The organism is Prauserella endophytica (assembly GCF_005146945.1).
Taxonomy (GTDB): Bacteria; Actinomycetota; Actinomycetes; order Mycobacteriales; family Pseudonocardiaceae; genus Prauserella_A; species Prauserella_A endophytica.
Genome location: NZ_SWMS01000030.1, coordinates 37,412 through 51,420 on the forward strand (window position 1 = coordinate 37,412; position 14,009 = coordinate 51,420).

Annotated in this window: 18 protein-coding genes; 7 read left to right on the top strand and 11 right to left on the bottom strand. The window is 68.6% G+C overall.

Features of this window, described 5'->3' with window-relative positions:
• Positions 1-99: 99 nt before the first annotated feature.
• Together FCN18_RS33365 and FCN18_RS33370 are read right to left on the bottom strand one after the other, a co-directional pair.
• A complete protein-coding gene (locus tag FCN18_RS33365; RefSeq protein ID WP_137097006.1) occupies positions 100-336 on the bottom strand; it encodes a DUF397 domain-containing protein in 237 nt (78 codons plus the stop codon).
• On the bottom strand, positions 333-1,262 hold the full coding sequence (locus FCN18_RS33370; RefSeq protein WP_228714254.1) for a helix-turn-helix domain-containing protein: 930 nt from the start codon (positions 1,260-1,262) through the stop codon (positions 333-335). Before FCN18_RS33370 ends, FCN18_RS33365 begins: the two co-directional genes overlap by 4 nt.
• A 439-nt stretch (positions 1,263-1,701) precedes the next feature.
• Between FCN18_RS33370 and FCN18_RS33375 the strand changes: the two genes are divergently transcribed.
• The 3 genes from FCN18_RS33375 to FCN18_RS33385 are packed head-to-tail and all read left to right on the top strand — an operon-like array spanning position 1,702 to position 3,080.
• Positions 1,702-2,025 (top strand): hypothetical protein, encoded by a 324-nt coding sequence (locus tag FCN18_RS33375; RefSeq protein ID WP_137097007.1) that lies wholly within the window; start codon positions 1,702-1,704, stop codon positions 2,023-2,025.
• Entirely contained in the window at positions 2,022-2,330 is a 309-nt protein-coding gene (locus FCN18_RS33380; protein ID WP_137097008.1) for a hypothetical protein, read from the top strand. The genes FCN18_RS33375 and FCN18_RS33380 overlap by 4 nt, the downstream gene beginning before the upstream one ends.
• 27 nt (positions 2,331-2,357) lie before the next feature.
• Complete coding sequence (locus FCN18_RS33385; RefSeq protein WP_137097009.1) at positions 2,358-3,080, top strand: hypothetical protein; 723 nt, start codon at positions 2,358-2,360, stop codon at positions 3,078-3,080.
• A gap of 243 nt (positions 3,081-3,323) precedes the next feature.
• Here FCN18_RS33385 and FCN18_RS33390 read toward each other — a convergent pair whose 3' ends face one another.
• From FCN18_RS33390 to FCN18_RS33410, 5 genes are all read right to left on the bottom strand, one after another.
• Positions 3,324-3,857, bottom strand: coding sequence for a DUF3800 domain-containing protein (locus FCN18_RS33390; protein ID WP_137097010.1), 534 nt, complete (start codon positions 3,855-3,857; stop codon positions 3,324-3,326).
• Between the two features lie 224 nt (positions 3,858-4,081).
• Positions 4,082-4,366, bottom strand: a complete 285-nt coding sequence (locus tag FCN18_RS33395) for a hypothetical protein (RefSeq protein ID WP_137097011.1) — start codon at positions 4,364-4,366, stop codon at positions 4,082-4,084.
• 48 nt (positions 4,367-4,414) lie between these two features.
• Positions 4,415-5,200: a hypothetical protein gene (locus FCN18_RS33400; RefSeq protein ID WP_137097012.1), complete on the bottom strand. Its 786-nt coding sequence runs from the start codon at positions 5,198-5,200 to the stop codon at positions 4,415-4,417.
• A gap of 74 nt (positions 5,201-5,274) precedes the next feature.
• A complete protein-coding gene (locus FCN18_RS33405) occupies positions 5,275-6,804 on the bottom strand; it encodes a relaxase/mobilization nuclease domain-containing protein (RefSeq protein WP_137097013.1) in 1,530 nt (509 codons plus the stop codon).
• Positions 6,801-7,208 (bottom strand): plasmid mobilization protein, encoded by a 408-nt coding sequence (locus FCN18_RS33410; RefSeq protein WP_407675807.1) that lies wholly within the window; start codon positions 7,206-7,208, stop codon positions 6,801-6,803. The genes FCN18_RS33405 and FCN18_RS33410 overlap by 4 nt, the downstream gene beginning before the upstream one ends.
• Positions 7,209-7,614: 406 nt before the next feature.
• Here FCN18_RS33410 and FCN18_RS33415 point away from each other — a divergent pair, with 406 nt between their 5' ends.
• From FCN18_RS33415 to FCN18_RS33425, 4 genes are all read left to right on the top strand, one after another.
• Positions 7,615-8,067 (top strand): hypothetical protein, encoded by a 453-nt coding sequence (locus FCN18_RS33415; protein ID WP_137097015.1) that lies wholly within the window; start codon positions 7,615-7,617, stop codon positions 8,065-8,067.
• Between the two features lie 106 nt (positions 8,068-8,173).
• Positions 8,174-8,569 carry an ANIS5 family metal-binding protein gene (locus FCN18_RS33420; protein ID WP_137097016.1) on the top strand — a complete coding sequence of 132 codons (396 nt, stop codon included), beginning with the start codon at positions 8,174-8,176 and terminating at the stop codon, positions 8,567-8,569.
• Positions 8,570-8,572: 3 nt separating this feature from the next.
• Positions 8,573-8,743, top strand: a complete 171-nt coding sequence (locus FCN18_RS39305) for a hypothetical protein (RefSeq protein WP_158303223.1) — start codon at positions 8,573-8,575, stop codon at positions 8,741-8,743.
• A gap of 10 nt (positions 8,744-8,753) precedes the next feature.
• Entirely contained in the window at positions 8,754-10,907 is a 2,154-nt protein-coding gene (locus FCN18_RS33425; RefSeq protein ID WP_137097017.1) for a toprim domain-containing protein, read from the top strand.
• Between the two features lie 18 nt (positions 10,908-10,925).
• On the opposite strand, the gene FCN18_RS33430 is transcribed toward FCN18_RS33425, so the two are convergent.
• From FCN18_RS33430 to FCN18_RS33445, 4 genes are all read right to left on the bottom strand, one after another.
• Complete coding sequence (locus tag FCN18_RS33430; protein ID WP_137097018.1) at positions 10,926-11,540, bottom strand: hypothetical protein; 615 nt, start codon at positions 11,538-11,540, stop codon at positions 10,926-10,928.
• 91 nt (positions 11,541-11,631) lie between these two features.
• Entirely contained in the window at positions 11,632-11,874 is a 243-nt protein-coding gene (locus tag FCN18_RS33435) for a hypothetical protein (RefSeq protein WP_137097019.1), read from the bottom strand.
• A 208-nt stretch (positions 11,875-12,082) separates the two neighbouring features.
• Entirely contained in the window at positions 12,083-13,576 is a 1,494-nt protein-coding gene (locus FCN18_RS33440; protein ID WP_137097020.1) for a DNA cytosine methyltransferase, read from the bottom strand.
• Between the two features lie 95 nt (positions 13,577-13,671).
• The gene (locus tag FCN18_RS33445) at positions 13,672-13,938 is read right to left on the bottom strand and encodes a hypothetical protein (RefSeq protein ID WP_137097021.1); all 267 of its coding nucleotides are present in this window, start codon (positions 13,936-13,938) and stop codon (positions 13,672-13,674) included.
• Positions 13,939-14,009: the final 71 nt, after the last annotated feature.

Genomic DNA, 14,009 nt, shown 5'->3' on the forward strand with positions numbered 1-14,009 from the left:
GACGCGGCGTGTGGCGTCACCGTAGAAGCACGTGGGGCCGGAACAGCGATGCCACGCCCTGATTGATTCTCGTTGCGCGCGGCGGACTGCTACCTCCGGCTACATCCGGCCGTCGAACTCTCCGGCTTTCATGCCTGCGATCAGGGCGTCGATCTCGCGGGCGTTGAACACTAGGACCGGGCTGGCGTCGCCGAGCTTGGAGTCGCGGACCCCGGCCCATCCGGGCAGGTCGAAGTTGAACTCGACGCACCCGTTCTGTCCGCCGTTGCTGAAGCTGGATTTGCTCCACCCGGTGGAGGTGTTGCTGAGGGCGGCTCGTGCCGCGTCCGCGTTCATCGCGTGTCCTTTGTCTGTGCCTTGCTGATTAGTGCGGGTGACTTCTCTGGTTTCTCGGCCTGCACCTGCAGGCGTTCGAAAACGCGCCGGTAGTCGGTTACCTGTTCCGGGCGTTCGTAGTAGATGCCCTGCTGGCGGGTCTCGACATAGACGGTGCCGGGGTCGCCCTCGAAGTCCGGTGGATAGTCCAGGATCGTGAAGGTGCCTTCAGCACCGGCGTGAGCGCCGATCGCGTGGGGCACGATCTGGATGTCGACGTTCGGCAGCTCGGCGAGCTTGACCAGCCGGTCGAGCTGGGCCCGCATGACGTCGGGCCCGCCGACCTGGCGGCGCAGCGCGTTTTCATCGAGTACACACCAAATCTGGGGTGGATCGTCGTGGCGGGTGATGATCTCTTGCCGGGCCATCCGCAACTCGACGGCGGAGGCGACCTCGTCATCGGTCATCCGCTGCTCACCGGCCCGGTAGAGCGCTTCGGCGTACTCGCGAGTCTGGAACAACCCGGGTATCCACTGGCTGTCGTAGCTGCTGATCCGCGCCGCGGCCGATTCGAGCCCCAGGTAGAGGTTGAACCACTCGGGCACGGTGCTGGTGAAGCCGATCCACCAGTCGGTGCCGCGCTTCGCGCTCTTGACCAGCTCGCGGAAAAAGGGCACTCGTTCGGCGACACCGTAGAGGTTGAGCAGCACTTCCAGGTCTGCCGGTGCCGGGAGGTTCCGCCCGGTCTCGATGTGGTGAATGACTGTTTTCGCCTTGCCGATCCGCTTCGCCGCGTCCTCAGGCTTGTGGTCGGCCGCCTGGCGCAGGCGCTGCATCTCGATCGCGATCCAGCGTCTGATCGCGGTCGGGTTCAGCGTGACCACAGGGCTACCTCCCACTCCGGTCTCCTCGACGTACTGAGCCAGCGGTTCACCCGGATAGGCCATACCTCAAATGTAGACGTTCACAATGTGAACCTCTACATTTGAAGCCAGCTACCAACCAAACCAGTTACAACGGTAGCTCCTGGCGGTGCGGTGAGCAGGCACGGGTTTCCCCAGAGGCCGGAGCCTGACCCGACGGGAAGCGCTCCTCCCTCTCCCCCGCACCGCACCGCCAGGTCCCGGTACTGATTCCTGGCGAGCAGACCCCCGCGTCACGGCGCGAGGTGCGAACCGGGCGCACACCAGCGGCGGTCCGCCTGAGCGGCACTCCCATCCCCCACGCCGGGCGGACCGCCGCTTCCCACCGAGGGGACGCACACGATGTGGCACACATTGCTCGACCTGGCACCGGTCTTGGTGATTGCCCTCGCCCTCACCGCCATCACCACCCTGGACATCGCCCGCTCCGGTCATCGGAGCCACGGCGTGCGGGGTGATGACCATGGCTGAGCGGGTCTACACCCTGCCCGTCACCTGCGGCGTCGACGGGCAGTCGCACGAAGTCACCGACGAAGCTTTCTCGTCGGCACGCACCACCGGGCGTTGCCCCGCCCTGTGCGGGCACGAGGTGCACGTAACCCCAGCCATCACCCCGGTCGGGCAGCCGTGCCAGCGGTGTCTGGATGCGCTGCTGGCTTCGCGCGGACTGCCGCCGGAGCCGATCTACCTCGACGCTCCTGCCCAGCGGGGCGCACGGCATCGCCAACCCGGTTGGCTGCGCACGGTTTTGCGCGGGCCGTTCGCCCGGTGGGGAGCATCGACGTGAGCGAGGCGACCGTGGCACTGCAGCTGCTGCGTCACCATGGATTCGGCGGACGCAAAATCTTTGGTGAGCACGGGACCGTGGTGGTGCTGCACTACCGGCGGACCTGGAACTCGATCAGCGACGTGGTGCTCGTGTACGGCGAGTACGACGCCGAGGGGTACCGCGCCGATGACACCGTCGACGACTACGCCCCGCTCGCCCTGGCCTCACACCCCGGGCTGCACGCCGAAGTCGTCGGGACCGTGACCGAGGTCGTCGCGGTGGTGCTCGCCTGGCCAGAACCGCGGCACCACTTCCGCCCCTGACCCCCACCCGCGAAGGAGAAGGCGCCGATGAACAGCGCGCACCCCCCGGACGCCGGAAACGAACTCGCCGACGTGCAGGCCTTCGACGATCTCGTCGCCCGGATCTACGCCGACCAGCTCCCGGCCGCGACACGAGAGCTGGCCCTGGCCTTGGCCTGGGTCTGCACCCGCGACCCGGACCGGCACAAACCCGACGCCGGGCCCTCGCTGCACCGGGCCGCCACGCTGCTGGGCCGTGACGAGAACGGACGCTGGCGGCACAAACAGGCCCTCGCCGAGGACGCACCGCGCTACGAGATACCTCGCCATTTCCGCGTCCCCGGCACCTGCGTCGGACCTCGCCTGCGCCCCTACCGGGCCCGTACCGCTGCAGCAGCTCCCACGCCCCGTGAGCGCAGCGACCGTGACCTGGTGTGCGGCGCCACCGCCCGGCTCAACGTCACCGAACACGACATGCACACCGGCCAGGTGTCCGAGGTGTACTGGTTCTGCCGACGTCACGCCGAGCATGCCGACCGCGTCCGAAATCAGATCGACGACCGCGGTACCCCACCCACTGCCCTGCCGAATGTGGGCGGCTATCTGGGCCGCTACTTCAATCACGTCGGCCTGATCCACGCCTACACAAGCGTTCTCCCGACATGGACGACCCCAGCGGCCGGGCTCTGCCGCGACGACTGGCCCCACCCTGCCGACGTCACCCGCAGCCCCCGCCGTCCCCGGCTCGCGCTGGTCATCTCCGCAGGCTGATAGTGGCAAGGCGGCGACGGTGACCAGGCCGACTACGGTGGCCGAGTGACCGCCGCCGATGCTCAGACAGGGCCCTCCGACCCTTTGCGCCCTGACGACAACCCGCCCGAGTTGTGCAGCGTGGTCACAGAAGTTGACAAAATCGCACGTTCTGAGGATTCTTGGCAGTGCGGAACCCCGGTGGGGTCGCCGTATGGAAACCCATGACGCGTCCGGACGGTCGTCTCATGGGTTTCTCGCTTTCTACAGCGGGATGACCCTCTCCACGACTGGTGTCACCCGCCGCTTCCAGTCCCCGCCGGCGCCATAACACCAGGCCACCGCGTCGGAGATCCACAGCAGCGGTTCCAGGGTGGAGTCGAGGTGTTCATAGGTCAGTTCCGTCTTCGACGGCCGTGCACCCAACGCCGCTTGCAGTGTGTTCTTGTCGTGCACGTTGCGGTGCTCGCGGGTGTCGAGGACCAGGCGATGACAACCGTCGGCGAGCAGGTCTTCCACGGCGCGGCGCAGGCATCGTTGTCGTGCCAGCTCATCGGTCTTCGGGGTGCAGTCGGTGCTGTAGACCCGGGCGGCGACGTCCAGCTTGGCGATCGCGTCGGCGAGCTGACGGCGACGGGGGTCCTTCTCCTTCTTGAAGTGCAGCTCCCGCTGCCGGGGCAGCAGCAGTCCCCGCATCTGTTGACGCAGCGAGGTCAGCTGCGCCGGCGCGACCACACTCACGCACACCAGGTAGCTGCGGTCGCGCCCGGATTCGTCGATGAACGCGTGGATTGTCACGAGCGCACCTCGCGAACTGGGGCGGGGAGCTGAGGCATCAGGCAAGGGTAGACAGCGGCGCCGACACACCAGCTAGCGTCACACGCCCTTCTCTCGAGAAAACACATGCCAGGAACTGTGCGACCCCAGTGTCACCAGCCGGATTCTCTACAAACACGACGCCCCAGCGATCATAATGTCGAACGAGGATCGTCTACAGGGATCCGCTTCCTGACCTTCTGTCCCTATGGGGACCAGACCGGGATCGTGGCTCCGTTGTTGAGCATCACGACGATGAAGGCGACGATCGCCAGCAGGAACAGCACTGTCAATGCGATGCGCCACCAAGGCGGGCGCGTGGGACTTTCAGGCTGCTCGACTGCTTGGCGTGTCACCCCAGAGCGAGCCAGCAGCTCTAGTTCGGCAGCTCGCTGCTGCGGCGAGGGATGGCCGGCGTTCCTCCTCCAGAACCAGGCGACGAGGCCGCCAAAGAGGGCGAGTCCCGCGAGAACAACAGCGCCGAACACCACTAGTTCCAGCCACCTCCTGAACCCTGTTCCTCTGACGAGAAACTGGCGTTATCCAGTAGCGCGGGGATCGTCCTCAGCGATCATCTCGTTCGCCTGAATCTGGCCCAGGATCTTGGCCGCACGTTCCACACTGCGCTGCAGTTCGACGACACCTTTCTCCAGCTCTCTCCGGGAGACTCCTTCGTGATCCACGAGGTCGCTACGGAGAAGCTTTCGGCCTTGCCGCTGGAGCCGCTTGGTGGCCACCATCTCCGGGGTGGGCGGCATCTCGTCCAAACCCGGCCACCTCTCCGTGTACGGCGTCATCTCCGATTCCGGCATCTGTGGTGTGGTCTCGCGCACCGCCCGGAAAACCGGTGCCTCGTCGTCGACGAGGCCCTCCTCGCCGCGCACCCCGCGCGGGGGTGACCCCATCTGCTCCTGGCGCTCGCGCATGTCCATGCGGTGGCGCTGCCAGCTCATGGTCATGTTCAGCAGACGGTGCAACACCAGCAGCGTTCCACATGTGTAGTACAGCGGTTGCGCTGACTTGGCGGCCTCGGCCAGGACCGTCACCCACGGACTTGCCAGCGACGTGCGCTCGATGACGACGGGTTGCACCCAGGTGTTCACGCCCTCCGGGGTGTTCCTGGACGAGGAGTGCGGCACGGTGATCCGGCGCCGCCAGGGCCACGGCTCGTCCGCCGAGTGCGGGGGTGGATCGTGCAGGTCGTAGGCCAGGGCGGCAAGCCTTTCGACTGCCAGCACACCTGTCCTGAGTGTCGCGAGTGCGGGGCGATCACCGAAATCGACCTCAAGATAGAGGAGCTGGGCGGTCGTGCTCGTGCTCGTCATCTCGCCCATCTTGCCAACCGCAGCGGCGAGACATCATGACTACGCCAGCTCGCTCTCTTCGGAACAATCTCCTGTCAACGGCCGGGCACGTTCTCGTGGCCATGCCCGGTACTGGTGGACCGGCCTGGCGAGGACGGTGCCGGAAACGGAGTCGAGGGAGCCACAGCCGGGGAAGCATCTGCGGCAAGCTGCGCCGCCCGGCCGCCGCGGCGCTCGACTGTCGACGCCTGGAGTCGGTGGTGCATCGCGAGCAGGTTCGCTTCCGCGTCGGCGCTCATCCGCGCAGCGGCGGCGGCCTGGCTGGCTTCGTTGGCGCGGCGCACGGCGGCAGAGAGCCGGGCCAGCTGGACGGTGAGCTGGATGACCGCGGTCATGCCGCCCCGCTCGGCGATGGCGGCGCTGGTGATGACCCGGCATGCAGCGCGCATGGCGGTCGCACCCCGGCTGGGGACACCACGCAACTGCCCGTGTGGCATCTCGGCGACCCGGGACAACTGCGTGGCGGCGCGCTGCAGCACGATCCGCTCCGATTGTGGGGCGCGGGTGGACAACCCAGCCAGTGCTTCGGCGGTTTCGCGGGCGTAGGCCCGCCAGCTCACGGTGTCCGACAGCGGCGTGGCCAGCGCCAGCCGCTCGAAGTCGGCAACGGCCCGGTGAGCTTGTGACCAGCTGCTGGCCACCAAGGGGCGGCGGGCGTCGAGGGTGGCGTTCTTCGACCACGCACCCAGTGACGCGGCGGGATCGTGGCCGTCCCAGCGTCGTCGTATCGCGGTCAACGACAGGTCCCGCGCCAGTCGGCCACCGCCGTACCAGACCGGTTGCGCACCGGCCTCCGGTGCCAGCGCCACCGAGTAGCCCACGACTTCGCTGCGACCGCCCGGGGCGTACCGGGCCCGGACAAGCACTCCGCTGGAGCGCATCAGCCCAACCCAGTCGGCTTCCGACTCGGCGGGGCCGGCCGCAGCCCGCACGAGGCGTTCCAGCTGTTCGCGGTCGGTCTCGCCGCGTCCGGCGCGCTCGGCGCGGTAGCGCTCGCCCTGTCGCCAGCCTTCGCGGCCGCCGCCCCCGCGCTGGGTCTTCACCCGCAGTCCGAGAGTGGGGTCGTCCTCCATCTCGGCCCGCAGCTCGGCCATCTTCTTGTAGTCGCCCCAGGTACTGGCGATCGTGCCGTTCTCCTGCGCCAGGTGCACCACCAGGTGGATATGGTCGCGGGGGCCCTGCTCACTGCGGGCCAGGCCGTGATGCACCGCGATCCAGCGGCAGTCGCCGAACCCGAGTTTGTCGATCGCCTTGCGGGCGACGTAGCCCCACTGCTCATCGGACAAGCGCGGGTCGTCGGCGTGCAGGGAGATCGGCACGTGGTAGACGAACCCGTTCTTCGGTGGCTCCATCTCCCGGATCCGGGCGGGGAACTCCATCTCGTGCGCCAGGTCCATCTGCTCGCTCGGCTCACGGATCTCGATGTCGGTCACGGTCGGATCCCACGCCGCGATGATGCGTTGGTCGCTGTGCTCCTCCCGGGTGCCAGGGCCGGCCAGGTACGCCATCAGCCCCACCAGCCGGTCGCGGGTGCCGGGTTTGCGCGCGGCGTGTTTGACGATCATCGCGTCCCGTTCCGGCGCGGGTCGAGCTCGGCCACGATCCCGGCGAACGTCTCCACATAGCGGCGCACCGCAGCTGCCGCGGCGGGTACCTCGTGCGGCAGGCTGTCCTGGCTCTGCGCGATCCGGGTCAGCCGGTTCAGGTTGTCCGCTGTCCGACGCAGCAGCCGGGACACTCCCAGGATCTCCGCTGCCAGCCCTTCCCGCTGCGCCACGCTCATACCCGGCGCGGCCCGTGCGGTCATCGCCGAGGCCACCAGGAACGATGGCACGCTCAGCCCCGCCGCCGTGGCGGCCGCTTCGATGTAGAGCAGCTCCTCGTCGGTCATCTTGACCTCACGGCGATGCCTCCGGCCGCCCGGATGCCGGACCCGGCGCGTCCCCGATCCCCGTCGGCTGATCCGCATCGCTCCCCCTCCCCCGAGGGTGTCGTCCCTGCTCGGCCGCCCGCGGCCGGTCTGTTCTGGCCCAGCGCAGCGCTCGACCCACAATGAGTGTGGGTCGAACCGGCCCCGACCGGCAAGCCCTTCGTCGCGATCAGCACGGCTGATCGCATATCTTGCTCCGCCGTGGCGGCTGCACAGCGTGCGCGCAGCCTGCGAGCACACGCCCTCGACGCAGCAGCGAGTGACGCGAGCTTCCGCGTCGCGCTTGCGAACGGAGTGCGCGCCACAAGGACGTCGCGCTACCGCGCGCCGGCGCCGCTGTGGCGGCGCACGGGACCGCAGGGAACAGCGAAGGGCAGGCCTTGGGGCGGCTCGATGTCAGACGAAGTGCCGCACGGCGGAATCTGAGTGGCGGATGATGGTGCGCATGGTCGCTAACGCTGAGCCGGAGCTGACGTTGAAGATCGAGGCTGGGCACCCCGGAAATGGCTCCTTCACGATCCGTGTGAGCCCCCAGTACGTCGATGAGCTGCGGGGGCTCCTGCACGAGGCTGGTCTGCTTTCCAGCAACGTCATGGAGTTCTCCGAGGGGTCCGTCCTCGGGATCCTCGAGGTGTACATCCGCGAAGGTGCACTACCCACCACGATCGCGCTCACGAGTGCGTACCTCGCCAAGCAACTGAATCCAGTCGTCACAACGTTCCTCGATCGAAACAAGGACAAGCGTGTCCACGTCGTCGGCGGAGGCGTTGAGATCGACATCAAAGGCCACTCCCCGCGAGCCGCTGAGCGGATTCTGGAGCGGGTCGTGGAACAGCAGCAGGACTACGACGCGAAATGGAAACAGCTGCGTGGATCCGGGGACGCCACGAACTCCTGACCCCGCCGGGTGCGCTGGACACGACGGGTACACACCACCCCTCTCCTCCCGACTTGTTTACTAACTACGTCTACACATGTTTACGAAATCCGGTTACCCTCCCGGTATGGCACACGACAAGAAGTCAGCCGCGCGGGCGGCGCGTGAGCTGCTGCTGCAGGAGCGTCTGCCGGTCATCGAGTCGCTGGCCGAGGCTGCCCGCAAGCTGGAGACGCTGCAGGAACGGGAAGCTCAGGCGCGCACGGCACGGCGCAAGGGGGAAGACGAGGTTCGCGAACAGTACGAGGCTGCGGTGCGTACTGGGTGGGATCCCGCCGAACTGCGGCGGCTGGGGTTCACCGCGCCGCGTAAGCGGCGGCCGTCGGGCAGTTCTGGGTCTCGCCCCTCTCGGTCGAGCACACCGCCACCGTCCGGCAACGGTTCTGCGGTCTCCGCAGGAGTGTCGGCGTCGTCCGGCGCGGGCGAGGCGCCGTCGGCGCCTGGCGGCGAGGTGAAGGGGTAGCTGATGGATCACGACGGGACGACCGACGATGTGGGCTGGGCTGAGGTTCTGGCCGGGCATCAGCGCCAGATCGAGGACCTGATGCGCACGCTGACCGCGCAGCAGCGGCAGCTGGATTCGCTGCGCGACGAGGTACGGCAGCTACAGCAAGGCACGGAGCACGGCCAGCGCTGAGGGGGGCGTCATGGCGGGGACCGATCGGCCGCGCGCCCGCAGCGAGGAACGGCAGCGGCGGGAGCAGCACACGCTCGCGGAGTTGCGCGGGCATCTGGATCGGATGGTGCCGCAGCTGGGCACTGACACGGGATGGCAGGCGTGGGTAGAGATGTCCGGCCGCTTCCCGCAGGGGGAGTTCAGTGTCGACAACCTGATGCTGCTGATGACGCAACGACCGGACGCCACGGCGGTCGCGCCGTATCAGGGGTGGCAGGACCTGGGCAGGCAAGTCAGCAAGGGCGAGCACGGGATCGCGATCCTGGACCGTCCGCTCCCCCTGGACGGGCGCGTCGAGAACGTGCGCCCGGCGTACGTCTTCGACCGGGCACAGACCCATCCCCTTCCCGATCACCCTGGTATGTCCGGCCAGCGGGTGTCGTTGTCGCAGCAGCAGTTGCACACCGCGCTGCTCGACGTCGCCGCCCAGCCGGGGCTGCGGCCCATCGACGGGGTCCTCGCCGGCGTCGAGCAGCTCTCCACTGGTGATCTGGCGGAGCAGCTGGCACGGCAGGTCCTGGCGCCTACACAACCAGGCCAGCAGGGCACGGCGGGCCTGGACGCGCAGGCGGCGGCCGTGCGGTATCTGGTGCTGCGCGCGCACAACCTCACTCCCCCCGGCTACGACGGGCCCGCACCGTCGGCAGATCCGCGTCAGGCCTACGCCGCCGCGCGGCGGGTGCTGGCGGCCGCGCAGGTGTGCCTGCAGCCCACGCTGCACGATCCGCAGCAGCAGCGGTCGCTACGGGCGTTGCTCGAGCGTGGGCACCGTGCTCAGACCGAGGCCAGTGCGCTCGCCGAGCGTTCCGAAGTAGCGGCCGCGCTCGCCGACCGCCCCGTGGGTCCCCGGGCTCGCTCGCTCGAGCAGGTCGGCGAACGAGACCTGTTCCCGGCCACCGACCGGCTCGCGCGACTGGAACAGGTCAACGTCGCGGCGGCGGCGTTCTACCGCGACCAGCTCGCCGTGACACCGCACGCGCAGCAGTACATGCGCGACCGCGTGGGTGACGGGCGGGCGTTGCCACCGGGGTTCGTCGTCGGCTACGCCTCGCCTGGGTGGACCGCGCTGCTGGATCACCTGCGGGCTGCTGGGTTCGCCGACAAGGATCTGCTCGACGCGGGCGTGGTGCAGCAGACCGGGCGCGGCACGTTGATCGACCGGTTCCGGGACCGGGTGCTGGTGGGGCTGCGCGATGAGCAGGGTCGGCTGGCGGGGTTCATCGGGCGCACGCTCGACCCGAATCCATCGGAGTCGGTCCCGAAGTACCTCAACACCAATTCCACTGAGTTGTTCGACAAGGGCAAGGCGCTGCTGGGGCTGCACGAGCAGCGTCAGGCGCTCGCCGAGGGCTCGGTGCCGGTGGTGATGGAGGGACCGTTCGACGTGCTCGCGGTCGCGGCCGCGACCGGCAACGGTGGCCGGGTCGCGCCGGTCGCGACGTCGGGCACGGCGGTGTCGCCGGAGCAGATCGCGGCGATCGCCACGGCGTCGCGGTCGGGCACGCTGGTCTTCGCGCACGACGGGGACGCGGCGGGCCGGGCCGCGACGGTGCGGGCGGTGGAGATGACGCTGCCGCTGCAGCGGGACGTGCGGGCGGCGGTGCTGCCCGAGGGGCACGATCCGGCGTCGTGGGCCCGGGCACACCCGGGGGCGGCGCTGGCGCCATATCTGGACCAGACGCGCACCCGCCGTGGACTGGACTTGGTGGTCGACGCCCGGATCGAGGCGTTCGCCGACCATCTGCAGTTCGTGGACGGGCGGGTGGACGCGATGCGGCACGCGGTGCGCGTGCTGGACGGGCAGCCGCCGCAGGTGGTCGCCGAGCAGGCACTGCGGATCGCGCAGCGCCTCGATCTGGATCCGGTCACCGTCGCCGAGGAACTGGGTGAGGTGCCCAAAAGTGACCGGGCCGCGCAGCGAGCCGTCACCGAGCGGGCACGCCAGTTGAGTGAGAACGACCCGCGACCGGACCGCCACGGCGCTCGCCCGCATCCGGCGGCGCTGGCCCACATGGCATCTCCCACTGTGCCCGCCGGGACGGTGACTCCGGCGGCGGGATCACCACCTCGGCGGGCTGATCAGCGAGAGCTCTCGGCACGAGCGGGTGACGAACGTGGTCGCTGAGCCCGAGGGCCGCCAACCTCAGCCGGTGGTGAAGTCGGTGTCGCACAATCCGCAGTGGATGGCGCCTTTGGCCAGTTCGCTGGGGGCGAGACGGATCCGGCGAGGGCAGGCGCAGGTGGCCACGACGTTGTTGCGGCTGGGCGGCGGTGTCGGGCGCGGGTAGTCGGCGAGTGCGTCGGAGAGGACCGTGAGCTGCTCGGCGTAGCGGGCGGCGCAGGCCTCGGGAAGGGTGATCCTCGACCAGCCTCCGGGACCTCCCCCCGGCTTGGCGGGGTCGTCCTTGGCGACGTCGAGACCGACCTCGTCGGCAAGGTCGGCGAACACTCGGTTGTGGTAGTAGCCGCGGTTGCTGGTGTCGGTGAGGCCTCGGGTCTCGGCGAGCTGGTGCGCGGCCTCGTGCAGCAGCGCGGTCAACGTCTGCTCGGCCCCGTCCCGCAGCTCGTTGCGACGCGGGTACCGGTTCGTGAGCGGGTCGAGAAGCGCACCGCCGGACTCGAGGTGGGTGCGCTCGGCCAGCGGTGGGCTCGCGGGAAGCTCGCTGTGGTGCTCCCGGATGGTGCGCCACATCTGTTCCAGCGCCGCGTCGAGCCGCTGCTCGACGTCCGGTGCCTGAGGTGCGCTGGGGCGGGTCATGGGGGCTGATCCTCACTGGTCGAAGCGGACAGATGCCGGTGGGGTGGGACCGGGCTGCAAACCACGGTCCCACCCCACCGGGCGGTGTCGATCACGGCTGGCTGCGGCCCTCGGCGGCCTCCTGCTCGTACAGCGACTGCCGCGCGCTCGCGTCCGTCAGGAGCGAGTCGGCGAGGGCCTCGTCACCGAGGATGTCGGCCAGGTCGGGCTCGCCGAACTGGTCGCTGCCGATCTGCTCGACCTCGGCGCCGTACTCGCCGGTGCAGGCCCGGCGCAGGAACTCCGTGGCGCCCAGCCGGTTGCGGTCCTCGGTCAGCTTCGCGATGTCCAACATGGGTTTCTCCTCAACACTGTTCGGGGACTGGACCCGCTCCGGTGGTGTGATCTGTGGAAGGTGAGACCACCTCGGCCGGTGTTCTGTTGTACCCCAATCTTACACTCTTAAGAGTGTAAGATTCAAGGTGGGGTGCTGTGATTTTTGGTTGTACGGGATGTGAGGTGAGCCGCCCTGTTGGCCGGGCGGCTCACCTCTGCCCCGCTGGTTAGAGAACTTTCGCGACCTGCCTGCCGAGCCACTGGGGCACGTTGGCGGAGACGGCGTTTCCGGCCTGCATGGTCTGTTCACCGATGTTGCCGGTGACCTCGTAGGTGTCGTGGAAGCGCTGGGCGCGCAGCTGCTCGCGCGGGCGCATCATCCGGTAGAAGCAGTCCTCGACCTCGATCGCGGACCGCAGGACGCCGTGCTGCTCCCGGGTGGCGAGGGTCGACAGCGGGCGGTCGGTGCGGTGGGCGGTGGCGCCCTTGCGGTACGGGATGACCAGGGTGTTGGGATCCCAGGGGATCGTGGCACCGGGTGGCACCGTCAGGCCGTGGTGGTTGCCTCCGGCCGACACCGTGGTCAGGGGTGCGTCGATCCGGGTGGCGGTGCCGTGGTTGCGCAGCACGGTCACGAACGGCGGGCAGACGAGGGCGTCGTTTTCCCGTGTGGTGCGGGCGGGCATCGGGTTGTGCAGGGTCGTGGGGTCGTTGCGCCAGGTGCCCCCGGACGGCACGAGGTAACCGGGGACGGCCAAGCCATCGCCGATTTTCACCGTGCGCGTCGGCAGCGGGGCTCCGTGAGCGGGGTAGGCCCGGCCGTCGCTGTCCTTGCCGTGGGTCACGGTGACCATCGTGGGCGCGCAGAACATTTCCAGTCCGGCCGCGATGCGCTTCAGCGTGCTCGGCCGCAGCGGCCTGCGCTTGTCGCCGATGCGCTCGCCGATGTCGGACCAGTCGACCGCAGCGGCAGCGGGCAGGACGTAGGGCTCGACAATGCTGTGACGGCAGGCGCGGTTCGGGCACCGGTAGTCGTACTGCTGGCGGTACTTGCCGATCTTGCGGCGGCGGTCGTTGCGCCAGGACTGCACGGCGTTGACCTGCTCGTCGCAGTCCTGACACCAGGCCAGCGGGCGCGGGGTGACGTCGGGCAGCGGGATGCTTTCGAGGGTGAAGGTCATGTAGAGCCGGTCGCGCCACTGCGGGGCGTGCGGGTTGGTCTCGTCACCGACGTGGGCGGAGGACACCGACGTGAACTGGACGTTGTAGCCCAGGATCTTCATTCCGTTGACCCACCAGTCGAACAGTTCCCAGTCGGACGCGACGTCGGTGACGTTCTCGACCAGCACCGCCTTGTAGCGGTGGACCTCGGCGGCGCGGATGACGTCCATGAACGTCGCCCGGGTTTTCTCGAACCCGGCCTGCGCGATCGGCCCCTGCTCCAGCAGGTCCAGCTGTGCGCGGCTGCGCTTGCGGCCCCCGGCGGGGCTGATTTCGGTGCAGATCGGCGACGCCCACAAGATGTCGGTGGACGGCAGGCGGCGCATGTCGTAGTTGGACACGTCGGCGCACAGGTGCTCGGCGTCGCGGAAGTTCTTCGCGTGCGTCTCGATCGCCCGTGGCCAATGGTTCGCGGCGAGCTTGAGCTCGAACCCGGCGCCGGTCAGGCCGATACTGCTGCCACCCGCACCGCAGAAGATGTCGGTAAACGTCAGAGACATAATGGGTTTCTCCGTTCCATGTGTTCGGGGAACCCGGCCGGGGTGGGTGATCTGTGGAAGGTGAGGCCACCCCGGCCGGTGCTTTCTGTTGGCGACTACGCCAGCGCTTCGAGGAGCAGGGCGTACAGGTCTTCGGCGTTCGGCAACGGCGCCTGATCGGCCACCGCGCGGGCCCTCTCGCACCCGGCCGGGTCGCCACACTCGCATTCGCTGTTGCTCGCCCCGCCGGTCAAAACCGAGTCCAGCGGCGCCCCGTCTAGCGTCGGACGGTCGAGCACCCACCGGCCGTCGGAGAACCGCAGATACACCTGCACGGACTCCTCCAGGAAGTGCTCGTCCGACTCCCGCTTCGTGGATTTCATGTCCTTCTCCCTCCTGTCTTCCTCCCTTGCCATACCTCAATCTTAAACTCTTAAGAGTTTAATTGCAAGGC